This is a genomic window from Pseudomonas sp. MWU13-3659, from assembly GCF_023757525.1.
GTDB lineage: Bacteria > Pseudomonadota > Gammaproteobacteria > Pseudomonadales > Pseudomonadaceae > Aquipseudomonas > Aquipseudomonas entomophila_E.
The window spans coordinates 20983-46258 of record NZ_JAMSHW010000030.1 but is presented as its reverse complement, the minus strand read 5'-3'; the positions used below and the strand labels follow the sequence as shown (position 1 = coordinate 46258).

The window sequence follows — 25276 nt, the reverse complement described above, 5'->3', positions numbered from 1 at the left end:
TGATGCTGGAGGCCAGTCCACGGAGGAGAGAGCCATGCCCACATCCACCACCTTCGACCTGCCGATCGCCGGCATGACCTGCGCCAGTTGCGCCGGTCGCGTCGAGCGCGCCTTGCGCAAGGTCACAGGCACCGAACACGTCAGTGTCAACCTCGCCACCGAACAGGCCCGGGTCCAGGCCCCGGCCGACAGCCTGCCAGCCCTGGTCGGCGCGGTGCGCGAGGCCGGTTACAGCGTTCCCACCCGCACCCTCGAGCTGCAGATCGGCGGCATGACCTGCGCCAGCTGCGCCGGCCGTGTCGAACGCGCCCTCGGCAAGCTGCCGGGCGTGGAGCAGGTCAGCGTCAACCTGGCCAGTGAGCGCGCCCACCTGGAAGTACTGCAGGCAGTCGATGACGGCGTCCTGATCAGCGCGGTGGAAAAGGCCGGCTACAGTGCCAGCCTGCCGCGCACGGCCCACGACGACCACACGCAAGCACAACGGCGGCTGCGCAACGAACGCCTGGCGGTGGCCGCCGCGTTGCTGCTGGCCCTGCCCCTGGTGCTGCCCATGCTGGTGCAACCCTTCGGCCTGCACTGGATGCTGCCGGCCTGGGCCCAGTTCCTGCTGGCCACGCCCGTGCAGTTCATCCTCGGTGCACGCTTCTACGTGGCCGCCTGGAAAGCCGTGCGCGCCGGCGCCGGCAACATGGACCTGCTGGTCGCCCTGGGCACCAGCGCGGGCTACGGCCTGAGCCTCTACCAATGGGCCAATGCCCACACCGGCATGGCGCCGCACCTGTATTTCGAAGCCTCGGCGGTGGTGATCGCCCTGGTGCTGCTGGGCAAGTACCTCGAAAGCCGCGCCAAGCGCCAGACCGCCAGCGCCATCCGCGCCCTGGAGGCCTTGCGCCCCGAGCGGGCGCTGCGCGTCGTCGAGGGCCGCGAGGAAGACGTCGCGATCAGCCAGCTGCGCTTGGGCGACATGGTCCTGGTCAAGCCCGGCGAACGCTTCCCGGTCGACGGCGAAGTGCTCGAAGGCAGCAGCCACGCCGACGAAGCCCTGATCAGCGGCGAGAGCCTGCCGGTGCCCAAGCAACCCGGCGACACTGTCACCGGGGGCGCGATCAATGGTGAAGGCCGCCTGCTGGTCAAGACCCAGGCATTGGGCACCGAGACCGTGCTGGCCCGCATCATTCGCCTGGTCGAGGACGCACAGGCGGCCAAGGCACCGATCCAGAAACTGGTCGACCGGGTCAGCCAGGTATTCGTGCCCGCGGTGCTGGTGCTGGCGTTGATCACCCTGGTCGGCTGGTGGCTGGCGGGGGCGCCGCTGGAAACCGCCTTGATCAATGCCGTGGCCGTGCTGGTGATCGCCTGCCCTTGCGCCCTTGGCTTGGCCACGCCCGCCGCGATCATGGCCGGTACCGGCGTCGCTGCCCGCCACGGCATCCTGATCAAGGACGCCGAAGCTCTAGAGCGTGCCCATGCGGTCAACCGCGTGGTGTTCGACAAGACCGGCACCCTCACCTCGGGCAGCCCGCGGATTGTCCACAGCCAGGCAAGCAACGGCGACGGCAACGAACTGCTGCGCTTGGCTGGTGCCCTGCAACGCGGCAGTGAACACCCCCTGGCCAAGGCCGTACTCGACGCCTGCACCGAACAACATCTGGATGTACCGACGGTGAGCGACAGCCAGTCCCTCACCGGCCGAGGTATCGCCGGCCAGGTGGAGGGCCGGGAACTGGCGCTGGGCAACCGTCGCCTGCTCGATGAAAGCCAGCTTCAACCCGGCGAACTGGCCACCAGCGCCCACGCCTGGGAAGCGCAAGGCCGCACCCTGTCATGGCTGATCGAGCGTGGCGCCCAACCCCGGGTGCTGGGCCTGTTCGCGTTCGGCGACAGCCTCAAACCCGGCGCCAGCCAGGCCATCGATGCACTGCATGCCCGTGGCATCAGCAGCCACCTGCTGACCGGTGACAACCGTGGCAGCGCCAAGGTGGTGGCCGATGCCCTGGGCATCGACGACGTGCACGCCGAAGTGCTGCCGGCCGACAAGGCGGCCACCGTTGCCGCACTCAAGCAGGACGGCGTGGTGGCCATGGTCGGCGACGGCATCAACGATGCCCCGGCCCTGGCCGCCGCCGACATCGGCATCGCCATGGGCGGTGGCACCGACGTGGCCATGCAGGCCGCTGGCATCACCCTGATGCGCGGCGATCCGCGCCTGGTACCGGCCGCCCTGGAGATCAGCCGCAAGACCTACGCGAAGATCCGCCAGAACCTGTTCTGGGCGTTTATCTACAACCTGGTGGGCATCCCCCTGGCGGCCCTGGGCTACCTCAACCCGGTGCTGGCGGGCGCGGCCATGGCCCTGTCCAGCGTCAGCGTGGTGAGCAATGCCTTGTGGCTGAAAACCTGGAAACCCACCACGACCGACCAGGAGGCGCCATGAACATCGGCCAGGCCGCCCGCCGCAGCGGGCTCAGCGCCAAGATGATCCGCTATTACGAGTCCATCGGCCTGCTGCGCCCGGCCAAACGCAGCGACAGCGGCTACCGCCTGTACCAGCAGGAAGACCTGCACAGCCTGGCGTTCATCAAACGCTCCCGTGACCTGGGGTTTTCCCTGGAAGAAGTGGCCAAGTTGCTGACCCTCTGGCAGGACCGCCAACGCGCCAGTGCCGATGTGAAGGCACTGGCCATACAGCATATCGGTGAGTTGAACCGGCGCATCGAGGAGCTGGTGAGCCTGCGCGATACCTTGGGTGAGCTGGTGAGCCACTGCCAAGGCGATGACCGGCCGGATTGCCCGATTCTCAAGGACCTGGCCAATGGCAGCGGCTGCTGCCATTGACCCGGCCCCTGTAGGAGCCAGCCTTGCTGGCGAACCAGGCGACGCGGTGGATGGCACCGGCTGTGCCGGTGTTCGCCGGCAAAGCCGGCTCCTACGAAGGGCAATTGGTATGCCATATTAGCCCCAGGCCGACCGATACCCCCTCAAACCTGACTTTCACCCAATAAATACGGGCATTCCCCTTCAAGAAACCCAGACCGTGCCGATGCCCTGATACCGGCCTCAAGCATCGACAAGAACAATCTGGGAGCGTGGATGAACATCAAACAGAAACTGACCTGGGCCTTCGCCGTCATCGCCGGCCTGCCCATCGTCCTGGTCGCCACCCTGGTGGTGCTCAACCTGCGCGGCGAAGCCCGCGACGATTTCCTCGACAACAGCAGCCGAGAAATCCGCCAGGTCGGCAATGCCATGGACATCTTCTTCCAGGGCATCACCCAGAACGTCGACTACCTGGCTGCGCAACCGCTGGTGGCCACCACGGCCGACAACGTGAAGAAGCACCTCGGCGCGGACGCCGCCACTGTCGTGCCCGGCGAGCAGGACAAGGCACTGTTCGACCTGTTCTCGCGCCTGGCCCAGAGCCATCCGGACTACGCCTACGTCTCCTACGGCCTGAAGGACGGCGGCTACGCGTTCTGGCCCGGCGACCCGAAGATGGCCAACTACGACCCGCGCACCCGCCCGTGGTACCAGGCCGCCATGGCCAACCCCGGCAAGACCCTGCGTACCGCGCCCTACTACTGGGCCGGTGACGACGCGGTGCTGGTCAGCACCGTGCGCGCGGTAGCCAACCAGCTGGGCAACCCGGGCGGGGTGGTCAACATCGACGTGTCGCTCAAGGGCCTGACCGAGATCGTCAAGCAGATCAAGCTGGGTGAGAGCGGCTACCTGATCCTGATGGAGCACAACGGCAACGTGATGGTTGACCCGCGTGATGCCAGCCACAACTTCAAGCAGCTCGCCAGCCTGGGTGGCGGCTACGCCGACCTGGCCAAGGCCGGCAAGGGCCTGGCGGAAGTCGAGATCAACGGCGAGCGCTACATGGCCAACGTCTATCCCGACGAGCAGTTGGGCTGGACCTTCATTGGTCTGATCCAACAGGACGAGGTCATGCAGACCACCACCCGCCTGACCTGGTTGATCGGAGCCGTCGCATTGATCCTGGCAGCGGTGTTCGCCGGCGTCGGCGCGGCCTTCGCCAAGCTCATCGTGCGGCCGATCAACAGCGTCAGCAGTGGCCTGGAAGGCATCGCCCAGGGCGAGGGCGACCTGACCCGCAGCCTGGAGATCCGTGGCCGCGACGAGACCGCCCAGCTGGCCAGCTGGTTCAACCAGTTCCTGGGCGCTATCCGCAGCCTGATCCAGCATATCGGCGCGGCGGCCAACAAGATCCTCAGCACCTCCAGCAGCTCGACCCGGGTCTCTGGCGACATGGCTGAAGCCGCCGGGCGCCAGCGCGAAGCCGTGGACATGGTCTCCACCGCCTTCCACGAAATGGTCGCCACCGCCAACGAAGTGGCCCGCTCCTGCAGCCAGGCGGCGATGTCGGCCGACAGCGGCCAGCAGCAGGCCCGCGAAGGCCAGCAGCAGATCGACGCGGCGGTACAGAGCGTTGATCGCCTGAGCCAGGAAATCGAGCAGTCGGCGCAGTCGATCCAGCAACTGGAGCGCGACAGCAACGCGATCCAGTCGATTCTCGGCACTATCCGCTCGATTGCCGAGCAGACCAACCTGCTGGCGCTCAACGCCGCCATCGAAGCTGCCCGCGCCGGCGAGCAGGGCCGTGGTTTCGCGGTGGTAGCCGACGAGGTGCGTGCCTTGGCCAAGCGCACCGCCGACTCCACCGCCGAGATCGACGGCCTGCTGGGCAACCTGGCCAGCCGCACTGCGCAGGTGGCCGAACAGATGCACGCGAGCATCGAAGTGTCGCAGCAGTCGGTCAGCCGTATCGGCCTGGCCCGCGACAGTTTCGGGCAGATCCGCGAGTCGGTGGACATCATCCGCGACATGAACACCCAGATCGCCACCGCCGCCGAGGAGCAGCACCAGGTGGCGGAGGATATCAACCGGCACATCAGCCAGATCCACGGGGATGCCCAGCTGGTGGCGGAGCTGGCCCAGGCGGCGCGGCAGGACTCCGAGAGTTTGGCGGGGTTGTCCAACGAACTGGATGCGTTGGTGCGGCGGTTCAGGACCTGAGGCGCTTGTACGACGGCTCTCTCTGTAGGAGCCGGCTTGCCGGCGAACCGTTGCACGCCTTGGAATACGGCGTAGTGCGGTTCGCCAGCAAGCTGGCTCCTACGGGTAATTCGCGACAGGCCAGCTCAAAGCTTGAGCTCTCCGGGGGTGGCGCCAAACAACTGCTTGAACGCCGCGATATACGCCGAGGTCGAGTCATACCCGCAGCCCAGCGCCGCCTGGGTCACGCTCTCTCCTGCCTCCAACAGCGCCAGCGACGACAGCAAGCGCATGCGCTGGCGCCAGTTGCGAAAACTCAAGCCCGTCTCACGCTGGAACAGGCGCATCAACGTCTTCTCCGAGACGCCCAGCTGCACCGCCCATTGCTGCAGGGTCTGGGGCTGATCAGGTTCGGCGATCAGGCCATTGCACAACGCCAGCAACCCCGGGTGACGAGGCAACGGCAGGGAAAAACCTACCTGCGGCAAGGTCTGCAACTGGTCCAGTAACACCGCAACCAACCGCGCCTCGGTGCTCTCGCCCTCCGGATAGTCCACTGCAAAGGTACAGAACTGCTTGATCAACTCCCGCGCCAACGGCGTCACTTCCAGCACCCGGCACTCCGCTGGCGCCCAGGTACAGGCATCGCGGCGCACATACAGGCTGCGCATCTCGGCCTGCATCGAGGTCACCACTTCATGCTCGGTGCCGGCCGGAATCCACACGCCCCACTGCGGCGGCGCAAAGTAGCTGCCGTCACTGGTGTAGACGCCGAGCACGCCGCTGATGGCGTAGGAGAACTGCACCCAGTCATGCTGGTGACGAGTGGTCCAGGAACCGGCGCCCAGGCTTTCGGCCCGGGCGTAGAGCGGCCGGGGAAGCCGGTCAAGGGCAGGGATGGGGCGAGGATGTCCGATGCTCGGCATGAAGGCTTCTTATGGTGCTGATCAGACAAGCGTAACAGCGGGCAAGCTCCCACAGGAGCACCGCTAATCCTGTAGGAGCGGATTTATCCGCGATAAGGATCGACTCGGTCCCAGGCCGATCAGCGCTCGACGATCGCCGTCACCCCTTGCCCCCCCGCCGCGCAGATCGAAATCAACCCGCGCCCCTTGCCGCGCCTCGCCAGCAGCTTGGCCATGCTGGCCAGGATCCGCCCACCGGTCGCGGCGAACGGATGCCCTGCCGCCAGCGAGCTGCCATGAACGTTGAGCTTGCTACGGTCGATGGCCCCCAGCGGCGCCTCGAGCCCCAGCCGGGTGCGGCAGTAGTCGGCATCCTCCCAGGCCTTGAGCGTGCACAGCACCTGGGCGGCGAAGGCTTCGTGGATTTCGTAATAGTCGAAATCCTGCAGGGTCAGGCCATTGCGCGCCAGCAGGCGCGGCACCGCGTACACCGGCGCCATCAGCAGCCCCTCCTGGCCATGGACGAAGTCCACTGCGGCGTTCTCGCCATCGACCAGGTAGGCCATGACCTCCAGATCGTGCTCTTCGGCCCATTGCTCGCTACCCAGCAGCACCAGCGAGGCGCCATCGGTGAGCGGCGTGGAGTTGCCCGGGGTCAAGGTGCCCAGGCCGCTGCGGTCGAACACCGGCTTGAGCGCCGCCAGTTGTTCGAACGTGAGATCCGGGCGCAGGTTGTTGTCGCGGGTCAGGCCCAGATACGGCGTGAGCAGGTCGTCGTGCCAGCCTTCGACATAGGACGTCGCCAGGTTCTGGTGGCTGAGCAGGGTCAGCGCGTCCTGCTCGGCGCGCTCGATGTGCCAGGCCTGGGCCATCTGCTCGCAGTGCTCACCCATGGATAAACCGGTGCGCGGTTCGCCGTTACGCGGCAACGTCGGGATCAGGTGCCTGGGCCGCAGCTTGAGAAACGGCTTGAGCCGCTCGCCCAGGTTCCGCCCGCGATGGGCCTGCAGCAGGATCTGGCGCAGGCCTTCGTTGACCGCGATCGGCGCGTCGGAGGTGGTGTCGACACCGCCGGCGATGCCACTGTCGATCTGCCCAAGGGCGATCTTGTTGGCCACCAGCAACGCGGCCTCAAGCCCCGTGCCGCAGGCCTGCTGGATGTCGTAGGCCGGGGTCTGCGGCGCCAGCCGCGAGCCGAGCACGCATTCGCGGGTCAGGTTCATGTCGTGGGAATGCTTGAGCACCGCACCTGCGGCTACTTCGCCCAGGCACAGGCCGTGCAGGCGGTAGCGTTCGATCAGCCCTTCCAGGGTGGCGGTGAGCATCGCCTGGTTGCTGGCCTTGGCATAGGCGCCATTGGAGCGGGCGAAAGGGATCCGGTTTCCACCCAGGATCGCGACCCGGCGAGTTGAACGCATGCCTGTTCCTCCTGAAACAAATTGATCCGTAAGACTAGGTTCTTTTACAGCATTCGAACGCCCCTGCGACAAACTTGGTCCACACTGCATGCTTGCCTTTCAGGGAGAACCCCCATGAGCGATCGCTACATCGGCTTTGCCAACTCCGCCCTCGGCCGCCGCCTGGTCGATGCCCTCGGCCTGCCGCGCCCGGTGCCGCTGGAGCGCTGGCAGGCCGGCCGCCTGCGCCCGGTGGAGGGTGCGCTGGTGCTTGGTGGCGGGCCGCTGGCCAGGCATGTCGAGACGATTGCCCCGCGCCTGACCGCCGATTGCTACAGCTTCAATGATGACAACCTGGTGTCCGCGCCCTGGGTCGCCGGTCTCGGGCCGAAGCTCAAGGCCGTGGTGTTCGACGCCAGCCACCTGTCCGACAGCGACCAGCTCAAGCAGTTGCGCGAATTCTTCCAGCCCTTGCTGCGCAGCCTGGCGCCCTGCGCCCACGTGGTGATCCTCGGCCGCCCGCCGGAGGGCCTCGACGATCCACAGGCCAGCGTCGCCCAGCGCGCGCTCGAAGGTTTCAGCCGCTCGTTGGCCAAGGAACTGCGCAATGGCGCCACGGCCAACCTGCTGTATGTCGGCGCCAGTGCCGAAGACCAACTGGACGGTGCCCTGCGCTTCTTTCTGTCACCCAAGAGCGCGTTCGTTTCCGGGCAGGTACTGCGCCTGAGCGCCTGCGCCGCCCAGGTCGAGGACTGGACACGTCCGCTGGCCGGGCGCCGCGCGCTGGTCACGGGCTCTGCCCGCGGTATCGGCGCGGCCATCGCCGAGACCCTGGCCCGTGATGGCGCCGAGGTCACCCTGCTGGACGTGCCCCAGGCGCAGAAAGACCTCGACGCCCTGGCCGCACGCCTCGGTGGCCGCGCCCTGGCCCTGGACATCTGCGCCGCCGACGCCGCCGCGCAACTGGTCGCGGCCCTGCCCGACGGCCTGGACATCCTGGTGCACAACGCGGGTATTACCCGCGACAAGACCCTGGCCAACATGACCCCGGAGTACTGGGACGCGGTGCTGGCGGTCAACCTCAAGGCACCCCAGGTGCTGACCCAGGCACTGCTGGAGGCCGGTACGCTGCGCGACGACGCGCGCATCACCCTGCTCGCTTCGGTCAGCGGCATCGCTGGCAACCGTGGCCAAAGCAACTATGCCGCGAGCAAGGCCGGGCTGATCGGCTTCGCCCAGGCCTGGGCGACGCCACTGGCCGAGCGCGGCGCCAGCATCAATGCCGTGGCGCCGGGCTTCATCGAGACCCACATGACCGCCGCCATGCCCATGGGCCTGCGCGAGGCCGGGCGGCGCCTGAGCTCGCTGGGCCAGGGCGGCTTGCCGCAGGATGTCGCCGAGGCCATCGCCTGGCTCAGCCAGCCGGGCTCGGGGGCGGTCAATGGCCAGGCGCTGCGAGTTTGTGGCCAGGCATTGATGGGGGCTTGAACATGAACCGACCCTGGCATGAACTGCACAGCCCCGATTCGAGTGCCAACCTGTACCTGCGGGCGTTGGCCAAACGCAAGATCCATGGCAGCACATTGCCCGAGCAGGGCCTGCGCTGCTTCCTGCGGGTCGACCCGCAACAGTTGGCGGCTTACCGTCGCCTTTGCCACTTCGTCGACGACGGCCGCTTGCCGGGCACCTACCCCCATGTCCTGGCGTTCGCCCTGCAGATGCAGCTGCTGACTGCCCATGAGTTCCCCTTCCCGCTGCTGGGCCTGGTGCACCTGCACAACGCCATCCAGGTCCTGCGCCCGCTCGGCGGCATCGACGGCCTGCGTTTTGCGGTGTACGCGGACAACCTTCAACCCCACGAGAAAGGCGGCACCTTCGACCTGATTACCGAGGCCGAAGACGGCCTGGGCCTGCTCTGGCGCGAAACCAGCCGCATGCTGGTACGTGGCCTCAAGCTCGAGCATCAGGGCGTTGAAACGCCCGAAGCCGAGCCCACGCACCTGCCCGAAGCCACCCGCTGGTATGCCGACAGCGACATTGGCAGGCGCTATGCCCGGGTCTGTGGCGACTACAACCCCATCCACCTGAGCAGTGTCACGGCCCGGCTATTTGGTTTTCCCCGGGCCATTGCCCATGGCCTGTGGAGCAAGGCCATGGCGCTGGCAGCGTTGCATGGGCATTTACCCGCAGCGGGATATGAGTTCGCGGTGGATTTCCGCAAACCGGTGCGCCTGCCTTCGGAGGTGGTGCTCAGTGCCAGCGAGGCTGGGGGGGCGGGTGAATTGCGGCTGGATGGCCATGGAGGGTTGGTGCATATGGTTGGGAGATGGGCACCGCTTTGAACGGTGTCACGGCCTTCGCCGGCAAGGCCGGCTCCTGCAGGTGGCACTTGCTTTGCGCCTCCCCTCGCCGGAAGCTATGCGCCACGAGGAGACCCCGATGAACCTGCAAGAACTGACCGAGCGCCTGCACCGCATCCGCGACAACAACGACTGGCGTGGCTTCCACAGCCCGAAGAACCTGGCCATGGCCGCCAGCGTCGAGATGGCCGAACTGGTGGAAATCTTCCAGTGGCTGAGCGAGGACGAATCGCGCCAGCTCCCCGCCGACAAGCTCGCCCACGCAGGCCAGGAGGTCGGCGACATCGTCCTGTACCTGTTGCTGCTGTGCAGTGAACTGGGCCTGGACATGAACGAGGTGGTGCGGGCCAAGCTGGCCGACAGCGAGAGGCGCTTCGCCAAATGAACGACCGTCACTTCGATGAACTGGCCACCCGTTTCGCCGAGAAGATCTACGGCGGCGCCAAGGGCGCCATCCGCCTGGCGGTGCTCCAGGCCGACCTCGCCGAGACGCTGCCCGACCATCCGCTGCGCATTCTCGATATCGGCGCGGGCCTGGGCCACATGGCCCTGTGGCTGGCCCAGCGCGGCCATCACCTGACCCTCGCCGAACCCGCCGCGCCCATGCTCGACGGTGCCCGCGCGCGCTTCAAGGAAGCCGGCCAGGCCGCCGAGTTCATCCAGGCGCCCTGGCAGGACCTGCTGGGCCAGCTCACCGAGCCGTACGACGTGGTGCTGTGCCACGCCGTGCTGGAATGGCTGGCAGAACCCGAGAGCATCCTGCCGGTACTGCACCAGTTGACCGCACCGGGGGGCTGGCTGTCGCTGGCCTTCTACAACCGCGACGCGCTGGTCTACCGCAACCTGCTCAAGGGGCATTTCCGCAAGCTGCGCAGCAACCGCATGGCCGGCGAGAAACAGAGCCTGACCCCGCAAAAACCACTTGATCCACGGGAACTCAAGGCGCAACTTGAACCTCTGTGGCAGGTCGAAAGCGAGAGTGGCGTGCGCGTGTTCCACGACTACATGCCCAAGGAGTTCCAGGAGAAGGCCGAGCTGCTCGACCTGCTGGAAATGGAACTGGCCCACCGTCGCCACCCAGGCTTTGCCGGGCTGGGCCGCTACCTGCACTGGATCTGCCGCCCTCACTGACACTACGGCCAGGAGACACCATGCTGTATCGCTCGCTCTGCCTGGCCCTGCTGCCCCTCGCCCTGGCCGCCTGCCAGGGCAGCAACCCCTACGTGGCCAGCAGCAAGCCCCTGCCACCGGCACCGCCCCAGGCGGCCAGCACCTTCGACGCCAGTGCCTACCCGGCGGTGCCACGCGACTACGGCCGCTACCGCAGTTGGAGCTGGCGCAACAATCAAATGCCCGGCGGCATGGCCAGCGCCGACCCCGCACAGCTCGCCGACGCGGTCAGCAGCGCCCTCGACCAGCATGGCCTGCGTCCGGCCCGCAATGGCCCGGCAGACCTGCTGGTCAGCGCTGACCTGCGCCTGGAACGGCGCCTGCGCCAGGTGCGCGACTACGACTACTACGACCCCTACTACGGCCCATACCCCTACGGCAGCATCGGCTACGGCGGCTACCGCAACGGCTATGGCGCCTATGGCAGCGTACCGATTGTGCGCACCTACGAAGTCGAGGTGCTGGTGGTGCGCATCGACCTGTTCGATGCCCGCAACGGCCAGCCGGTATGGAGCGCCAGCGCCGAGAGTGGCAGTGGCAAGGACTCGCCGCGTGATCGCGAAAGCGCCCTGCGCGAATCGGTGGGCAAGGCGCTGAGCGGCTATCCTCCCAGTTAACTTCGCCCTGGAGAACCATCATGTTGCGCCGCCACGTTCTACTCGCCTTCGCGCTGTTGCTCGCGGCCTGCTCGAGCAACAACGTCCAGCAGGATTTCGATGCCAGTCGCGATTTCGCCGCCTATCGCAGCTGGGCCTGGCAGGAGCCCGGCCTGCAGTATCGCCCGGACGATCCGCGCATCAAGAGCGACCTGACCGAGCAACGCATCCGCCAGGCGGTGGCCGAGCAGCTCGACCAGCGTGGCCTGCGCCCGGCCCAGGCCAACGCCAAGCCTGATGTGAAGGTGCGCGCCTACCTGATCGTGGAGCAGCGCCAGCAGCAGATCACCACCAATTACGGCGGCGCCTGGGGCGGTTACTGGGGTGGCTACTGGGGCGGGCCGATGTACAACGAGACCCGCAGCGTCGACTACAAGGTGGCGACCATCCAGGTCGACCTGTTCGACGGCCGCGACGGCAAGCTGGTGTGGCGCGGCAGCGCCGAGCAGATCATGAACAACTACCCGCCCAGCCCCCAGGAGCGCAACGGGGCGATCCAGAAGACCGTGGCGCAGGTGTTGAGCCAGTATCCGCCGCATTGAGGGCATCAAACCTTGCCCCCCTGTAGGAGCGGCTTTAGCCGCGATCACCCGCTCAGCGAGTGCCAGAAACCGCGGCGCCCGCATCGCGGCTAAAGCCGCTCCTACAGAGGCAAGACAGTCGTTCCACGAGCGCCCAGATCAAGGCAACTTGCCATCACCTTGACTACACTCCTCTGACCGCCGCCGCGCTGCCGGGCCGAAGGCCGGCAAAGGAGTGCCCGTGGTTCCTCGTTCCGCCGCCCGCCAACAGGGCGCGATCGGCCTGATGGCCGCGCTGACCATGGGCCTGGCCCTGCTGTTCATGCTGCTGTCGGTCGACAGCGGCCGCCTATACCTCGAGCAACGCAAGCTCCAGCGCATCGCCGACATGGCCGCGTTGGAGGCCGCCGAGCACTCGGCCAGCTGCAACGGCAGCGGCCCGCAAGCCTTCGCCCTGGCACGCAATGCCGCCACCCGCAATGGCCTGGCCGTCACCGACCCGCTGATCGCCAGTTGCGGCTACCTGCGCACCGGCAACGACAACCTGCGCCGTTTCGTCGCCGACAACACCCGCAACGAGGCGATCAAAGTCGAGGTCAGCAATGTGGTGGTCACCAGCGTCGCCGCCGGGGTGTTCGCCATGGTCCAGGGCAACACCGTGCCGCGCACCACCACCCTGCATGCCAGCGCGGTGGCCGCCAGCCCCATGCCGCCCCTGGCGATGCTGAGCATTCGCAGCAGCCTGGCCACCGTCAATGCCAGCCAGGGCTCGCTGCTCAACGCGCTGACCAAGGCCCTGGGTGGCACATTGCAGCTCGACCTGCTGGGCTGGCAGGGGATCGCCAACACCCAGCTCAACCTGCTGCATTACCTAGACCAGCTGGCCATCGACCTGAACGTCGAAGTGGGCGACTACCAGAAATTGCTCAGCCTCGACACCAGCGCCACGACCTTGCTGCAAGCAGCGGTCAAGGTACTGCAACAGGGCGGCGCCGCCGCCGACGTGGTCACCAACCTGGGCAAGCTTGCCCTCGACCTGCCAATCACCGGCCTGCAACTGGGCGACTTGCTGGACCTGCAGAACGGCACGGCCCAGGCCGGCCTGGATGCGAGCATCCAACTGTTGCAGCTGGTGCAAGGGGTGATCCAGCTGTCGGCCAAGGAGCGTGCGGTCAACGCCGACCTGCCGATCAACCTGCTGGGCGTGGCCAGCGGCCGGGTGCAGGTACGGGTGATCGAGCCGCAACAGCTTTCCGCCATCGGCGACCCACGCACCGACGAACTGCGGGTGCATACCGCACAGGTGCGGGCCCTGGTATCCCTTGACCTGCCCCTTCTAGGCGGCATCGCCGGCCTGGCCAACGCCGTGCTGGACCTGGCTGCGCCACTGACCAACGTGCTCAACAACCTGCTCAGCCTGAACTTGCTGGGCACCTTGCAATCGGTGACCTGCGCCCTCGGTGTGCCGTGCAAGGTCAGCGACATCAAGCTGCTGGAAGACAAGGTCCATATCGATATCGGTGTGGAGGTGGCCGAGGCCACCAGCCGCTTGCGCCCGGCACCACCGGACAACTACACCTGCTCGCCCAAGAGCCTGACCACCCTTACCCAACGTTCGGCGGCGAGGATCGCGGTGGGCAAGTTCGACACCCCGGCCGACTTCCTCAATCAAGGCACCACTGTGGTCAAGGCGCTGCCGCTGATCGACATTGGCACCAATGTCTGTAGCCGCCTGCTGATCCTGCCGCCGTCGTGCGGCACCCGGGTACCCTTCGCGGGGGGGGGTATCGGCCTGCGGGTGGACAGCAAGCTGCTGGGCAACAACCCCACGGAAAAACCCCTGGTGTTCGCCGGCGCCTCCGCCCCCACCGACATTGGCCAGCCGCCCTCCTACCAACCGATGGACAGCGACCAGGCCCAGGTCGTCGCCAGCCTGTCCGACACCCTCGCCGGCATCCGTCTGGAGGCCTACCGGCCGACCGCCAACAGCGGGCTGGGCCAGGTACTGGTGCTGACCGCCGGCCTGCTGGACGGTGTGAAGAACATCCTCGAGCCGCTGATCCGCAACCTGCTCAGCCCAGTGCTCGACCCACTGGTCAATGGCCTGCTCAAGATCCTGGGGGTCGACCTGGCCAATGCCCAGGTCGGCGCCAACCTGAGCTGCTCCAGCGGCCACGCTCAGTTGGTATTGTAGAGCGGCAGCTCGATGCGGAAGCAGGCACCTTCGGCACTGTTGGCCACGCTCAGGCGGCCGCCCATCTGGCTGACAATGCCATGGCTGACCGACAACCCCAGGCCGGTGCCGACGCCCGCCGGCTTGGTGGTGAAGAACGGCTCGAAGATGCGTTCGTGCAACTGCGGCTCGATGCCGCCGCCGTTGTCTTCGACCAGCAGGCACAGGTGCTCGCCCGCCTGCTGCTGGCGCACCCGGATCCATGCGCCCGCACGCCCCTGTTCGAGCAAGGCGTCGCGGGCATTGACCAGCAGGTTGATCAGTACCTGCTCAAGCTGGTCCTGCTGCCCGAGCACCTGCGGCTGTTGTGCCGGCGGCTCGAGGCTCAAGTCCACGCCCTTGCCACGCAGGCCCTCGTCCAGCAGCGCACGGGCCCCCTCCACCGCGCTCCAGGCGGTGAACGGCACAGGCTCAAGCGCCGAGCGCCGGCCATACACCCGCATGTGCTCGACCAGGCGCGAGGCGCGCTCGACCTGGGCCTCGATGCGGCGCAGCTTGTCTTCCAGGTAGGCAGGTTCCGCCGTGCCCATCTCCAGGCGCTTGAGGGCGTTCACCACGGCCATGCGCATCACGTTGAGCGGCTGGTTGATCTCGTGCACCAGGCCGGTGGCCAGTTCGCCGAGGGTGGCCATCTTGGCCCCCTGCAGCAGCTGTCGCTGGCTACGCCGCAGTTCGGTGTTATCGCGGCCCACGGCCTGGATCTCCAACAACTGGCCCTGGGCGTCGAACAGGCCACGGTCGGCCCACTCCCACCAGGCATGTTCGCGGCCCGGCAGCTGCAGGCAGATTTCCGCGCTGCTCAGGGGCTGCTCCGGGGTCAATGCCCGCAGACGCTCGAGGAAGGCTTCACGCTGGGCGTCGGACAACCACTGGCCCAGGTTGACGCCCAGCAGCTGTTCCGGTGTGCATTGCAGGTAGTCGGCCAACGGCCGGTTGCCGAACACCAGGGTCAGGTCCGGACGGTAACGGCAGATCATCGCCGGCGAGTCCTCCACCAGCACGCGGTAGCGCTCCTCGCTCTGGCGCATGCGCTCGGCGGCCTCGGTCGCCTCGCTGACATCCAGCCACAACCCCACCACTTCCACCGGCTGGCCGAGCTCGTCGCGCAGCAGCCGGGCCTCGTCGAGCATCCAGTGGTAGCCACCGAGCTGGTCACGCAACCGGTAGCGGCAGCGTACCTGGCCTTCGTGCAACAGGCTGCGGGTGCGGGCCAGCCAAAGCGAACGGTCGTCGGGGTGCACGGCCAGGCCGGGCTGGCGCGCCAGCTCGCCATCGACGTCCCAGCCCAACAGCGGCGCCAGGCTGGCGCTGAAGAAGTCGCTGTGTAGCGCGCCTTCGGCATAGCGCTGCACATAGATCACCGCGGGGGAACTGGCGATCAGGTTTTCCAGGCGTGCGCGGGCCATTCCGGCCTGCTGCTCCTGGGTCTTGAGCGCGCTGATGTCGAGCAGGAAGCCATGCAACCGCTGCCCCTGCGGCTGGCCCACCCACTGCCACCAGCGCGGGGTTTCCAGATTTCCGTCATCCAGCAGGCGCAGGCTCAGGTTCAGTGCGTGTCCTTCGCGGGCCTGTGCCAGCGCAAGCTGCGCGGGCTCGCGGTCAGCCGGGTGCAGGCGGGCGAGCCATTGCCCAAGGCTGGCCTGGTGCGGCAGGGCGAGCGCCCGGGCCAGCGCCGGATCCAGTTGCAGATCCCCCTGCGCCGGCCATTCCCACCATCCCGCCCCCAACTGCCGCTGCAGTTCGTCGAGATGCGTGGACTGCTGCTGCCACTGCTGGCGCCACAAGCGGGCCAGCAGTGGTTCGACCAGGGTCCGGACCAACGCCAGTGCCATGTCGGCCTCCGGAACCTGCGTGGCACCGGCGCACAGCAACCAGGCTTCGGCATCCTGCCCCTGGCGATAGGGCAGCAGAAGCAGTGAAGCGCCGCCACACAACGCCTGGAATTCCGGATCGTCCCTCACGTCAAGCAGGTTGGCCGCTGGCAAGCAGTCCAACCGGGCCTGCAGGCGGCTGTCCTGCGGCCAAGGCCATGTGCTGTCACTGCTGGCGTAATGGCGCCAGCCATCCGGTTCGCGCAACATCAGGCGCAGCGACGCCGCTTGCCAGTGCTCGGCCAGTACCTGCAATTGAGCGCTGGCGGTCTGGGCCAGGCGCTGCGAGCCACACTCGCGCAGGGCGTGGCCAATTTCGCCAAGCAGTGGCCGCTGGCGGTCCCAGCGCTGCTCGCGCAACAAATCGCCGATATCGAACAGTTGCAGCAACCAGGCCTGCCCGTGACGCTGCAGCCAACCGCGGGTGTGCAATGCATGGCCCACCACGGTGTTGAAATCAAGGTCCAACGGCTGCCCCTGCCAATCGCCAGGCTCGCCCTCGATCACCAGCCAGCTGTGCCGTTGCAGGTAGTCGTGCAGGCGTGCCCCCGGCCGCCCCGGCAAGGCCAGCAAGGTGCGCAACGGCCCGGACAGGCGCAGGACCTGCGCCTGATCGTCAAGCAGCAGTTGCAGGCCCACTGCGGGCAAGGCTTGTGGTTCTGCGGCGGGTGGAGGCGCCGCGCGCCAGCGGTCGAACAGCCCACCACTCATAACTGGAGGCTCGCCTGGGCCTGCAACCGGTCGGGCAGCTTGGGCACCTCGCCGACCACCGGCAGTACCAGGGTGGGCAGCATACGGGTCAGGCGCGCGCGCGGATAGTCGATGACCACGGTGAGCACCTTGTCGGTGCCCACGCTGATGCGTGTGTCGGTGAGCAGGTTGAAGCCAAGCGCATTGGGCATCCACGACAGCTGCTGGCCGATCACCTGGCGGGCCAGGCCCTGCACGTCCAATTCGTAGGTCTGGCTGCTCGGGTCCACCGCCACGCAGCGGCGCACCGCCTCGCTGCTGGCCTGGTTGAACGACTGCAGCATCAGCATCGGCAGGGTGTAGCTCACCAAACCGTAGAACACCGCGAAAAACACCATGAATACCGCGACAAATTCGATGGCTGCCGCGCCTTTTTGCCGTCCCGCCGGGCTTGCTTTCATGATCGCGTCTACCCTGACTGTGAGACCTGTCTGACAGCATAGAACCGTTCAACGAATAGGGATGGCATTCTGCCAATGCAAAGCATTGTTCTCCTGATGTGGCTTGCCTTGTGTACTGAACAAGATGTCCGTGAACGGCAGATTTCCAACACCCTCACCCTGGGTGTCGCGGGCTGCGCCCTGGCCTGGCTGTTCGCCACCGGCCACAGTTGGATCGGCGCCGACGCCAGCGAGGCCGGCTGGGCCCTGGCCATCGTCATGCTGCTCACCTTGCCCGGCTACATGCTCGGCCGCTTTGGTGCCGGCGACGTCAAGCTGATGGGCGCCCTGGCCCTGGCCACCAGCCCGCAATACGTGCTCGGCACCTTCATCGGCGCCGGTATCACGGTGCTGGCCTGGATGTTCGGCAGGCGCCGGCTGTGGACCCTGCTCAACCCGAAAGTGAAGAAACGCCTGCAAAAACTCGCCGAAGAAGTGGGTGACAAGCAGCCCTTTGCGCCTTATGTGCTGGCGGGCTTCCTGCTGACCGCCGTGTGGATCCAATAATCGGCCCAGCGGTCGGAACCGGGCTACAGTCCATATACATAATTGCAAAGTGCGACTACTTTTCTTCCTGCCAGAGCGTCTGGCCCGGGAGCAGGGCCGCATTCACAGGGAGTTGAACGTGAGCAAAACCATCAGTGAGGTGAAGATGCTGGTTGTCGATGACCAGCCGATGATCGTCGAAGAGTTATGTGAATTTCTCGAAAGCGAGGGATATCGCTGCATAGGGGCCCATTCCACGGCCGAGGCCATCGAATGCTACAAGGCCGACGAAGCCATCGGCCTGATTCTTTGCGACCTGCACATGCCTGACCGCGATGGCATCGAGCTGGTCCGTGCGCTGAAACAGATGACTGGGCCGCAGCGCATGTTCGAGGCGATCATGCTGACCGGCCGGGCCGACAAGCAGGATGTGATCCGCGCCCTGCGCGAAGGTTTTGCAGATTATTACCAAAAGCCCATGGACCTGGACGAGTTGCTCGACGGCGTGCGCCGCCAGGAGCAGGCACTGCTGGAGCGGCGCCGCAACTTCCGAGAGTTGGGCAGCCTTAACCAGCGCCTGCAGGAGCTGGCCGAGTCCATCGATGATCTCTACCAGGACCTGGAGAAAGCCCGCGGGCAGGGCACCCACCGCCGTGCCGGCGACACCGAAGAGGGCGAGGCGGAGCTGCCACCGGCGTTCGAGAAGCTGTCACCGCGCCAGCTGGAAGTGGCCAAGCTGGTAAGCAAGGGCAAGACTAACTACCAGATCGCCTGCGAGCTGGGCATCACCGAGAACACCGTGAAGCTCTATGTCTCGCAGGTGCTGCGCCTGACCCACATGCACAACCGCACGCAACTGGCCCTGGCGCTGACGCCAAGGTCGTCGCCGGTGCACCAGCGGTTCACCACGCACTGAGCCTCGACCGCCACAACACCGCGTTTCAGGCATGCAACGGTTCGCCGGCAAGCCGGCTCCTACAGGGGCAGCGCTATCAGTTGTTCGAAGAATTGACCTTGGTCCAGCGGTAGAAGTCCGGGATCGCGTACTTGTAGCTGTCCAGCCAGCGCTGCATGGCCTGATCGCGCTCCTTTTCGGTCTGTACCTGGGGTATCCGTGAGCCCTGACGGTTGCTCGCCTGCACCTGCAACAGTGCTTCCGTGGCGGTCTGCGGGCGTGGCTGCCTGGGCGGCTCCTGCGCCCAGCTGGCCTGCGACAGTACAAGGCAAGCCAGGACGATCCAGGGTTTGCACATGGTCACCTCCGATCAATTGAGCGACGAAGTGGACGGCGCCGTGCTGGCCAGCGGACCGCGCCCGGTGGCCCTGATCTGCTGCGCCCGCGCCTGGGCCTCGGCGAATTGCGCGGGCCCCAGGCGCAGCCGGTTCACCAGGTCCTCGGCCTGGCGCCAGTTGTCCTGCACCAGCGCCAAGGTCACCAGGTTGAGCGCCGGCAGCGGATTGTCATCCTTCAGTTCGATGGCGGTGAGCAGCTCGAAACGGGCCTCCTCGTGATGCCCCAGGTTCATCTGCACCACCCCCAGGTCGTTGCGCACCTTCTCGTCGGTGGGCGCCAGGCGCGCCGCGCGCTGCAGGTGACGCAGGGCCTGCACGTCATCGCCCCGGGCCGACGCCAGCTGGCCCAGGCCATGTTCGCCCTCGGCCGCCAGGCAGCCGCCCAGCAGGCTGCGGTACAGCGGCTCGGCGTCGCTGCGCCCGAGCTGGCGCAGCACCTTGGCCTTGCGCAGGCGCACCGCTTCCAGCGTATCGGGCAATTGCTCCAGATGCGCCAGCCCGGCATGGGGACGGCCCTCGTCGATCATCTGGTCGGCCATGTCCAGGCTCAGTTGCTGGTCGGCATCGGGCTTGCCGCACACGCCGCCACCGAACAACCGGGCCAGGCTGTCGGGCGGCTGCCCGGCACACCCGGTCAGCAGCAACAGGCCGGTGAACACCATGATCGCTCTCATCCGTTTCCCCCTCAGGACCCCAATGCCCGCGCCAAGGCGGAAAAACCCGGTCCGGCCAGGACAATCAGCAAGGCCGGGAACAGGAACACCATCATCACCGCCGACATCTTCGCCGACATCTTCGACACCCGCTCTTGCAGGCCGGTCAGGCGCCGGTCGTCGAGCAATTCCTTGAGCGCCAGCAGCGACTTCATCGAGCCGCTGCCCTGCACCAGCAATTGCTGAAGGATCACGCAGGTGTCGATCAGCTCGTCCACCGCCAGCAGGCGCGCGCTCTTCTCCAGCTCCGGGCCCAAAGCCAGGCCCGAGTCGACCCGCTGCAACACCAGGCGCAGCTCGTCGCTGATGTTCGGTACCAGGCTGCGCCCTTCCTGGGCCAGCACACGCAAGGCCTGCTCCACCGCCAGCCCGGTTTCGAAGAGGATGCGCAACAAGGGGATCAGCACGCTCACCTCCCGGGCGATCCGCCGCTGGCGCCGCGCCGCCGCGGCCGCCAGCAGGCGCTTGGGCAGCAGGTAGCCGGCGCCTAGCGCGCACAGCACCAGCACGACCCAGTGCCCGCGCCGCTCCCCCGGCAGGCCATGCACCATCACCAGCACCACGACCATCGCCAGCAACGGCAACCCCAGTTGCACCGCGGCGAACAGCGCGCGCTGCCGGCTGCGTCGCCAGCCGAGGCGGTCGAGCAGCGCCTGGGTTTCACCATCGAGCCGCTGCAGGCGCCGCCCCAGGGGGCTGCTGCCCAGCCACTGCAGCCAGTCGCCCAGCCGCTCGTCACGGGCCATGCGCCCTTGCAGGCGCCGCGCGACCCGCTGCCGTGCCCGCCACTGCCAGGCCAGTTGCAGCGCCAACAGCACGAAACCGGCGAACAGGCACAGCGCACTGAGCATCAAGGCCATGGTCAGAGGCTCCTCATCATGCGCCACAGCACCAGGCAACCGACGGCCTGCAGGGCAAAGGCGAACAGCAGCATCATCTGCCCATGGCTGTCGCGCCACATGGCCATCAGGTAACCGGGGTTGGCGAACAGGAAGTAGCCGACCATGCCCAAGGGCAAGGCACCGAGGATCCACGCGGTGATGCGCGTCTCGCCGGTCATCGCCCGCAGTTGGCGGTCGCCCTGCTCGTGCTCGCGGATCAGCTTGATCAGGTTCTCCATCAGCTCGCTGGCATTGCCGCCATGACGCTGGTTGATACGCAGGCCCAGGGCGAACATGCGCAACTCGTCCTGGCCGTAGAGTTCGGCCAGCTCGCTGACCGCATCGTCCAGCGGCACGCCCAGCTGTACGTTGCGACGCACCCGCAGCATCGCCGAGCGCAGTGGCTCGCGTGTGGCTTCGACGCCGCCGAGCACCGCGTCGCTGAGCGTGCGCCCGGCCTTGAGGCTGCGCACGCTGTAGTCGAGCAGGCCCGGCAGTTGTTCGATGATCTGGCGCAGTTGGCGCCGGCAGCGCCAGCTCAGGTAGAAGTAGCCCAGCAAGGGCAAGCCGAGCAGCGCCATCAGTGCCGCCACCCAGCCTGCGGCCAGCCCCGCCAGCAAGGTCAACCCGACCCAGGCCAGCAGCCAGTTGCGCGGGGAGAACTCGCCATGGGCCAGGCCCGCCCGTTGCAGCAGCGGGTCGAGCCAGTCGCGTCGGGCACTGCCCAGGCGCACCGCGCGATAGGCTCGCCCCAGGCGCAGGAGAATGCGCTCCTCGCCTCGCTTGTGCAGGCCCAGGCGAAACATCAGCAGTGCCATGCCCAGGCACAGCGGCGACAGGGCCAGCAGCAGCGGGCCCATCAGAGAACCCCCTCGTGGCGCAGCTTGGCCCCCGAAGGGTGCGGCGCGTCGCGCAGGAAGCCATCGCCACTGCGCCGGTCGAGGCGGAACAGCGTGCTGGTGACGTAGACGTCGTCACGCACCCCGACCACTTCCAGCACCTCGCTCACGCAACGCCGGCCATCGGCCAGGCGGGTCAGCTGGATCACCACGTCCAGCGCCGCGCAGATCATCTGCCGCAAGGTCTTCTCGGCCACCTGGCGGCCGGTCAGGCCGACCAGGGTCTCAAGACGCAGCAGGGCGTCCTGCGCGCTGTTGGCATGCACGGTGCTCATCGAGCCGTCGTGGCCGGTGTTCATCGCGGTGAGCACATCGACCACTTCAGCGCCGCGGATCTCGCCGAGGATGATCCGGTCGGGGCGCATGCGCAGAGCGTTGCGGATCAGCTCACTGGCCTTGATCTCGCCATGGCCCTCGGCGTTCGGCGGCCGGGTCTCCAGGCGCACCACATGGGGGTGGTGCATCTGCAGCTCGGCCACGTCCTCGATGGTCACCAGGCGTTCCTGGGGCGCGATCATCTGGCTGAGGATGTTGAGCATCGTGGTCTTGCCGGTGCCGGTGCCACCGCTGACGAGGATGTTGCAACGCCGGCCCACGGCACGTTCGAGAAAGTCGAAGATCGCCTGGTCGATGGCTCGGGTGGCCAGCAGGTCGGCGCTCTTGAGCATGTCCTGACGGAACTTGCGGATCGACAGGCAGGGCCCGTCCAGCGCCACCGGGGGAATGATCGCGTTGACCCGGCTGCCGTCGGGCATGCGCGCGTCGACCATCGGCGAGGACTCGTCCAGGCGCCGCCCCAGCGGCGCGAGGATGCGCTGCATCACCCGCTCCACATGGTGGGCATCGATGAAGCGCAGGTCGGTCTGTTGCAGCAGGCCGCCGCGCTCGACGAACACCCGGTACGGCCCGTTGACCAGGATCTCGGTGACGCTCGGGTCGCGCAGCAGCACCTCGAGCGGGCCGTAGCCGGTCAGCTCGTCGACGATCTCTTCGCCCAGGCGCTCCATCTCGTAGCGCGACAGGGCCAGGCGAAGGCGTGCGACATAGTCGCCGACCTGTTCGAGGACGAACTGCGAAAGCACCGGGCGCGCGCCCTCCAGCAGGTTGCGGCCGCTGTCTTCGATGGCGTCGATCACGTGGCGATGAAGCGCACGCTTGAGCACCTGGGGGTCACTGGCCGCGTGGCGCGGCCCGCCAAAGGGTTCTTCGCTGCTCATCGGCTACCCCATAGGCGGCGCAGCCATGGGTGGCTGGGCGCGGCCAGGTTCTCGGAGCGCTGCGCCAGGCGTTCGCCTAGCCCGCGCAGGGCTTGGGTCAGGCCTTCGCGCGGGGCCAGTTCGAACAGGCTCAGCCCCTGGTTCTTGGCGTTGAGGCGCACCTCCGGGCTGTACGGCATGACCTTGAGCAGCGGCAGCCCATAGCGCTTGGCCAGGGTCTCGGCGTCCGGTGCCACATGGCGCAGGAAGCGGTCGACCAGCAGGCTGGCGTGCTCCAGCTTGATGCCCCGGTCTCGCCATTGCTCGAGCACCTCCAGGTTGCGCCGGCAGTCGAGGATGTTCTGGTCGGTGTAGAAGATCAGCTTGTCGCAGTGGCTGACGATGGTGCGCAGGGCTTCGCTGTCGGCCTGCCCGGTAAGATTGACCACGATGTGCTGGAAATGCTGGCGCAAGGCGCTGAGCAGCATGTACAGCTCGGCGGCGCTGGTCTGCTCGAGGGCGTCGTCGCTGTCGGCGTAGGCGAGGATGCGCAGCCCGCCTTTGTCACGGGTGAAGGCGCTATCGATCAGGGTCGCGTCGAGCCGGCGCAGGTGGCGCAGCGAATCACCGAAGTGGAACGACGCCTCCAGCCCCAGCAGCGCCAGGCTGTCCGCGCGCGGCAAACCGAGGTCGAGCAGCAGGGTCTGCTGGCCGCTGTCCTGCACCACCCGCGCCAGGTGCGTTGTCAGCAGTGCGCCATCGGCGCTGCGCTGGGCCCCATAAAGCACGGTCAGCCCCCCCAGGCTGGGGTTGCTGGCCACCGCAGGCAGGCGCTTGCCCAGGCGTCGTACCAGCCCGGCCACCTCGCTGGCCCGCGAGCCGTAGGCGACGAAGTCGCGGGCACCGGCGCGCATGGCGTGCAGCACCAGCTGGTTGTCCATGCCATCGCCCAGGGCGACGATGGCCAGCATCGGCTTGGCCTCGAGCATGCCCTCGATCAACGCGCACTGGCTGACCAGTTGCTCGCGGTCCAGGCCGATGAACACCAGGTTGCTGAAGGTCATGTCGACCAGCGCCAGCAGCTCGTCGAGGCTGCCGTTGCTGGCGCCGATCACCTGGCCCAGGGGCGCCAGCGCGCCTTGCAACCAGTGCAGGTCGTCCTCGTTGCGGGTCAGCGCGAGGTAGGTCTGGTTCAGGCTCTCGTTCATCGCGACAACCCGCCACGGCCATCGAAGCTGCCGTTTTCCATGAAGAACAGGTGGCCCCAGCTGGGGTCGTAGGTGCGCAGCGCTTCGCCCGGCAGCTCCGGCAGCTTGGCATTGACCGCCAGTGGCTGGACCAAGTGCGGGGTGACGATCATCAGCAGCTCGGTCTCCTCGCGGTTGAGCGCTGTCTGGCGAAAGAACGCGCCAATGATTGGCAGGTTGCCCAGCCCGGGCATCTTGTCCACGCCCGAACGCACGTTGCTGGTGATCAGGCCGCTGATGATGAAGCTCTCGCCATCGGCGAGGGTGATGCTGGTGTCGGTGCGGCGAACGCTCAGGCCCGGCACCCGGGTGCCGGCGATCACCACCGCATTGTTGTAGTCCAGCTCGCTGACCTCCGGCGCCACTTTCAAGTTGATGCGGTTGCCGCTGACCACGGTGGGGGTCAGGGCCAGGCGCACGCCGAACTCCTTGTACTCGATCGAGACGTTGTCGCTGCCGCTGCTGGGCACCGGGATGGGGATCTCGCCGCCGGCCAGGAAACTCGCGGTCAGGCCGCTGAGCACGGTCAGGCTGGGGCGTGCCAGGGTGTAGGCGAAGCCGCTGTTCTCCAGGGCGTTGATCATTGCCAGGAAGCGGCTGCTGCCGCCGCCCCAGACGATGTTGAAGACATCGTTGTCGAGCGGGATGCCGGGGCGCACATCGGCGTAGGTCACCGGGTTGGTGCCGGTCTGGATGCCTGGCACATAGCCAGGCCGGACCACGGTGTTGGGCACCGTGCCGGGCGAACCGAACAGGCTGTTGTTGGAGCCCTTGAAGAACAGCTTGGCGCCGGCCTCCTTGTACTTGAGCCGACGCACCTCGACGAAGCGGATGTCGGCCTGCACCTGGGTCGGCAGTGGCGCCTGCTCGGTGGCGGCCAGCGCCACCTCGGCCATGTCGGCGCTGGCCCGGCCCTTGATGAACACCATGGCCCGGTGCGGCTTCGGCGCGCAGTCGGTCCACAGCATCAGGCTGGTGTTGCCCTGCCCCACCCCGGTCAGCAGCACGGCGCGTTCGCCGCTGGCCTGGACATCGGCCACCTTCGGCTCGCCCACCGCCACCCGGGTGATGGCCACGGGCAGGCGCAGTTCCTGCTGCAGGCCCTGGTCCATCTCGATCACCGTGGGCATCTGGTCAAACGCCGCACACCCCTTGCCCGTCGCCAGCGCCTGCGGCATCAGCAGCATCAGTGGCACAACCAGGCAAAGCCATTTGGAAACCTGCACGGAACTACGCATAGCT

The 25276-nt window shown here is 67.1% G+C and carries 23 protein-coding genes and 1 pseudogene; 13 read left to right on the top strand and 11 right to left on the bottom strand.

Annotated features, from left to right (window positions below; all coding sequences use genetic code 11):
* Nucleotides 1–34 precede the first annotated feature (34 nt).
* The 4 genes and pseudogenes from NGM28_RS24355 (at nucleotide 35) to NGM28_RS29065 (ending at nucleotide 5037) form a co-directional block, all read left to right on the top strand.
* Nucleotides 35–2434 (top strand): heavy metal translocating P-type ATPase, encoded by a 2400-nt coding sequence (locus NGM28_RS24355; protein ID WP_252091857.1) that lies wholly within the window; start codon nucleotides 35–37, stop codon nucleotides 2432–2434.
* Entirely contained in the window at nucleotides 2431–2835 is a 405-nt protein-coding gene (gene cueR, locus NGM28_RS24350) for a Cu(I)-responsive transcriptional regulator (RefSeq protein WP_240066556.1), read from the top strand. The genes NGM28_RS24355 and cueR overlap by 4 nt, the downstream gene beginning before the upstream one ends.
* Nucleotides 2836–3090: 255 nt before the next feature.
* Nucleotides 3091–4179, top strand: a pseudogene (locus tag NGM28_RS29070) (HAMP domain-containing protein); the annotation flags it as partial.
* Between the two features lie 90 nt (nucleotides 4180–4269).
* On the top strand, nucleotides 4270–5037 hold the full coding sequence (locus NGM28_RS29065; protein ID WP_502943892.1) for a methyl-accepting chemotaxis protein: 768 nt from the start codon (nucleotides 4270–4272) through the stop codon (nucleotides 5035–5037).
* A gap of 125 nt (nucleotides 5038–5162) precedes the next feature.
* Here the strand turns inward: NGM28_RS29065 and NGM28_RS24340 are convergent, their stop codons facing one another.
* Together NGM28_RS24340 and NGM28_RS24335 are read right to left on the bottom strand one after the other, a co-directional pair.
* On the bottom strand, nucleotides 5163–5942 hold the full coding sequence (locus NGM28_RS24340; protein WP_252091853.1) for an AraC family transcriptional regulator: 780 nt from the start codon (nucleotides 5940–5942) through the stop codon (nucleotides 5163–5165).
* Nucleotides 5943–6061: 119 nt separating this feature from the next.
* Complete coding sequence (locus tag NGM28_RS24335; protein WP_252091851.1) at nucleotides 6062–7339, bottom strand: acetyl-CoA C-acetyltransferase; 1278 nt, start codon at nucleotides 7337–7339, stop codon at nucleotides 6062–6064.
* A gap of 114 nt (nucleotides 7340–7453) precedes the next feature.
* Between NGM28_RS24335 and NGM28_RS24330 the strand changes: the two genes are divergently transcribed.
* The 7 genes from NGM28_RS24330 to NGM28_RS24300 all read left to right on the top strand — a co-directional run bounded on the left by NGM28_RS24330 (nucleotide 7454) and on the right by NGM28_RS24300 (nucleotide 14219).
* Complete coding sequence (locus tag NGM28_RS24330) at nucleotides 7454–8806, top strand: 3-oxoacyl-ACP reductase (RefSeq protein ID WP_252091849.1); 1353 nt, start codon at nucleotides 7454–7456, stop codon at nucleotides 8804–8806.
* 2 nt (nucleotides 8807–8808) lie between these two features.
* Nucleotides 8809–9660, top strand: coding sequence for a MaoC family dehydratase (locus NGM28_RS24325; protein ID WP_252091847.1), 852 nt, complete (start codon nucleotides 8809–8811; stop codon nucleotides 9658–9660).
* Between the two features lie 97 nt (nucleotides 9661–9757).
* Complete coding sequence (locus NGM28_RS24320; protein ID WP_213659425.1) at nucleotides 9758–10063, top strand: MazG-like family protein; 306 nt, start codon at nucleotides 9758–9760, stop codon at nucleotides 10061–10063.
* A complete protein-coding gene (locus NGM28_RS24315; RefSeq protein ID WP_252091845.1) occupies nucleotides 10060–10809 on the top strand; it encodes a methyltransferase domain-containing protein in 750 nt (249 codons plus the stop codon). The genes NGM28_RS24320 and NGM28_RS24315 overlap by 4 nt, the downstream gene beginning before the upstream one ends.
* Nucleotides 10810–10829: 20 nt before the next feature.
* A complete protein-coding gene (locus NGM28_RS24310) occupies nucleotides 10830–11465 on the top strand; it encodes a DUF4136 domain-containing protein (protein ID WP_252091843.1) in 636 nt (211 codons plus the stop codon).
* A gap of 20 nt (nucleotides 11466–11485) precedes the next feature.
* The gene (locus NGM28_RS24305; RefSeq protein ID WP_252091841.1) at nucleotides 11486–12046 is read left to right on the top strand and encodes a DUF4136 domain-containing protein; all 561 of its coding nucleotides are present in this window, start codon (nucleotides 11486–11488) and stop codon (nucleotides 12044–12046) included.
* 220 nt (nucleotides 12047–12266) lie between these two features.
* Nucleotides 12267–14219 (top strand): pilus assembly protein TadG-related protein, encoded by a 1953-nt coding sequence (locus tag NGM28_RS24300; RefSeq protein ID WP_252091840.1) that lies wholly within the window; start codon nucleotides 12267–12269, stop codon nucleotides 14217–14219.
* On the opposite strand, the gene NGM28_RS24295 is transcribed toward NGM28_RS24300, so the two are convergent.
* Both NGM28_RS24295 and NGM28_RS24290 read right to left on the bottom strand, forming a co-directional pair.
* On the bottom strand, nucleotides 14204–16840 hold the full coding sequence (locus tag NGM28_RS24295; RefSeq protein WP_252091839.1) for a PAS domain-containing sensor histidine kinase: 2637 nt from the start codon (nucleotides 16838–16840) through the stop codon (nucleotides 14204–14206). The two genes, NGM28_RS24300 and NGM28_RS24295, sit on opposite strands and share 16 nt — an antisense overlap.
* A complete protein-coding gene (locus NGM28_RS24290) occupies nucleotides 16837–17280 on the bottom strand; it encodes a TadE/TadG family type IV pilus assembly protein (protein WP_252091838.1) in 444 nt (147 codons plus the stop codon). Before NGM28_RS24290 ends, NGM28_RS24295 begins: the two co-directional genes overlap by 4 nt.
* Before the next feature lie 75 nt (nucleotides 17281–17355).
* Here NGM28_RS24290 and NGM28_RS24285 point away from each other — a divergent pair, with 75 nt between their 5' ends.
* Both NGM28_RS24285 and NGM28_RS24280 read left to right on the top strand, forming a co-directional pair.
* Nucleotides 17356–17826 carry an A24 family peptidase gene (locus NGM28_RS24285; RefSeq protein WP_011532023.1) on the top strand — a complete coding sequence of 157 codons (471 nt, stop codon included), beginning with the start codon at nucleotides 17356–17358 and terminating at the stop codon, nucleotides 17824–17826.
* 145 nt (nucleotides 17827–17971) lie between these two features.
* A complete protein-coding gene (locus NGM28_RS24280; protein WP_240066595.1) occupies nucleotides 17972–18721 on the top strand; it encodes a response regulator transcription factor in 750 nt (249 codons plus the stop codon).
* 76 nt (nucleotides 18722–18797) lie between these two features.
* Here NGM28_RS24280 and NGM28_RS24275 read toward each other — a convergent pair whose 3' ends face one another.
* From NGM28_RS24275 to NGM28_RS24245, 7 genes are read right to left on the bottom strand one after another with little or no spacing between them, the layout of a single operon-like run.
* Complete coding sequence (locus NGM28_RS24275) at nucleotides 18798–19058, bottom strand: DUF3613 domain-containing protein (RefSeq protein WP_252091837.1); 261 nt, start codon at nucleotides 19056–19058, stop codon at nucleotides 18798–18800.
* Between the two features lie 12 nt (nucleotides 19059–19070).
* Nucleotides 19071–19772, bottom strand: a complete 702-nt coding sequence (locus tag NGM28_RS24270; RefSeq protein ID WP_240066569.1) for a tetratricopeptide repeat protein — start codon at nucleotides 19770–19772, stop codon at nucleotides 19071–19073.
* An 11-nt stretch (nucleotides 19773–19783) separates the two neighbouring features.
* On the bottom strand, nucleotides 19784–20671 hold the full coding sequence (locus tag NGM28_RS24265) for a type II secretion system F family protein (protein ID WP_240066570.1): 888 nt from the start codon (nucleotides 20669–20671) through the stop codon (nucleotides 19784–19786).
* A 2-nt stretch (nucleotides 20672–20673) separates the two neighbouring features.
* Nucleotides 20674–21555, bottom strand: a complete 882-nt coding sequence (locus NGM28_RS24260) for a type II secretion system F family protein (protein ID WP_252091865.1) — start codon at nucleotides 21553–21555, stop codon at nucleotides 20674–20676.
* Complete coding sequence (locus tag NGM28_RS24255; RefSeq protein WP_240066571.1) at nucleotides 21552–22808, bottom strand: TadA family conjugal transfer-associated ATPase; 1257 nt, start codon at nucleotides 22806–22808, stop codon at nucleotides 21552–21554. Before NGM28_RS24255 ends, NGM28_RS24260 begins: the two co-directional genes overlap by 4 nt.
* Nucleotides 22805–23995, bottom strand: a complete 1191-nt coding sequence (locus tag NGM28_RS24250) for a CpaE/TadZ family protein (protein ID WP_240066572.1) — start codon at nucleotides 23993–23995, stop codon at nucleotides 22805–22807. Before NGM28_RS24250 ends, NGM28_RS24255 begins: the two co-directional genes overlap by 4 nt.
* Nucleotides 23992–25272, bottom strand: coding sequence for a type II and III secretion system protein family protein (locus NGM28_RS24245; RefSeq protein ID WP_430624224.1), 1281 nt, complete (start codon nucleotides 25270–25272; stop codon nucleotides 23992–23994). Before NGM28_RS24245 ends, NGM28_RS24250 begins: the two co-directional genes overlap by 4 nt.
* Nucleotides 25273–25276 lie beyond the last annotated feature (4 nt).

Bases quoted from the DNA above. Each gene is read 5' to 3' on its own strand.
- NGM28_RS24355 (WP_252091857.1), top strand. From the start codon at position 35: ATGCCCACATCCACCACCTTCGACCTGCCGATCGCCGGCATGACCTGC.
- cueR (WP_240066556.1), top strand. From the start codon at position 2,431: ATGAACATCGGCCAGGCCGCCCGCCGCAGCGGGCTCAGCGCCAAGATG.
- NGM28_RS29065 (WP_502943892.1), top strand. From the start codon at position 4,270: ATGGCTGAAGCCGCCGGGCGCCAGCGCGAAGCCGTGGACATGGTCTCC.
- NGM28_RS24340 (WP_252091853.1), bottom strand. From the start codon at position 5,942: ATGCCGAGCATCGGACATCCTCGCCCCATCCCTGCCCTTGACCGGCTT.
- NGM28_RS24335 (WP_252091851.1), bottom strand. From the start codon at position 7,339: ATGCGTTCAACTCGCCGGGTCGCGATCCTGGGTGGAAACCGGATCCCT.
- NGM28_RS24330 (WP_252091849.1), top strand. From the start codon at position 7,454: ATGAGCGATCGCTACATCGGCTTTGCCAACTCCGCCCTCGGCCGCCGC.
- NGM28_RS24325 (WP_252091847.1), top strand. From the start codon at position 8,809: ATGAACCGACCCTGGCATGAACTGCACAGCCCCGATTCGAGTGCCAAC.
- NGM28_RS24320 (WP_213659425.1), top strand. From the start codon at position 9,758: ATGAACCTGCAAGAACTGACCGAGCGCCTGCACCGCATCCGCGACAAC.
- NGM28_RS24315 (WP_252091845.1), top strand. From the start codon at position 10,060: ATGAACGACCGTCACTTCGATGAACTGGCCACCCGTTTCGCCGAGAAG.
- NGM28_RS24310 (WP_252091843.1), top strand. From the start codon at position 10,830: ATGCTGTATCGCTCGCTCTGCCTGGCCCTGCTGCCCCTCGCCCTGGCC.
- NGM28_RS24305 (WP_252091841.1), top strand. From the start codon at position 11,486: ATGTTGCGCCGCCACGTTCTACTCGCCTTCGCGCTGTTGCTCGCGGCC.
- NGM28_RS24295 (WP_252091839.1), bottom strand. From the start codon at position 16,840: ATGAGTGGTGGGCTGTTCGACCGCTGGCGCGCGGCGCCTCCACCCGCC.
- NGM28_RS24290 (WP_252091838.1), bottom strand. From the start codon at position 17,280: ATGAAAGCAAGCCCGGCGGGACGGCAAAAAGGCGCGGCAGCCATCGAA.
- NGM28_RS24285 (WP_011532023.1), top strand. From the start codon at position 17,356: ATGCAAAGCATTGTTCTCCTGATGTGGCTTGCCTTGTGTACTGAACAA.
- NGM28_RS24280 (WP_240066595.1), top strand. From the start codon at position 17,972: ATGCTGGTTGTCGATGACCAGCCGATGATCGTCGAAGAGTTATGTGAA.
- NGM28_RS24275 (WP_252091837.1), bottom strand. From the start codon at position 19,058: ATGTGCAAACCCTGGATCGTCCTGGCTTGCCTTGTACTGTCGCAGGCC.
- NGM28_RS24270 (WP_240066569.1), bottom strand. From the start codon at position 19,772: ATGAGAGCGATCATGGTGTTCACCGGCCTGTTGCTGCTGACCGGGTGT.
- NGM28_RS24265 (WP_240066570.1), bottom strand. From the start codon at position 20,671: ATGGCCTTGATGCTCAGTGCGCTGTGCCTGTTCGCCGGTTTCGTGCTG.
- NGM28_RS24255 (WP_240066571.1), bottom strand. From the start codon at position 22,808: ATGAGCAGCGAAGAACCCTTTGGCGGGCCGCGCCACGCGGCCAGTGAC.
- NGM28_RS24250 (WP_240066572.1), bottom strand. From the start codon at position 23,995: ATGAACGAGAGCCTGAACCAGACCTACCTCGCGCTGACCCGCAACGAG.
- NGM28_RS24245 (WP_430624224.1), bottom strand. From the start codon at position 25,272: ATGCGTAGTTCCGTGCAGGTTTCCAAATGGCTTTGCCTGGTTGTGCCA.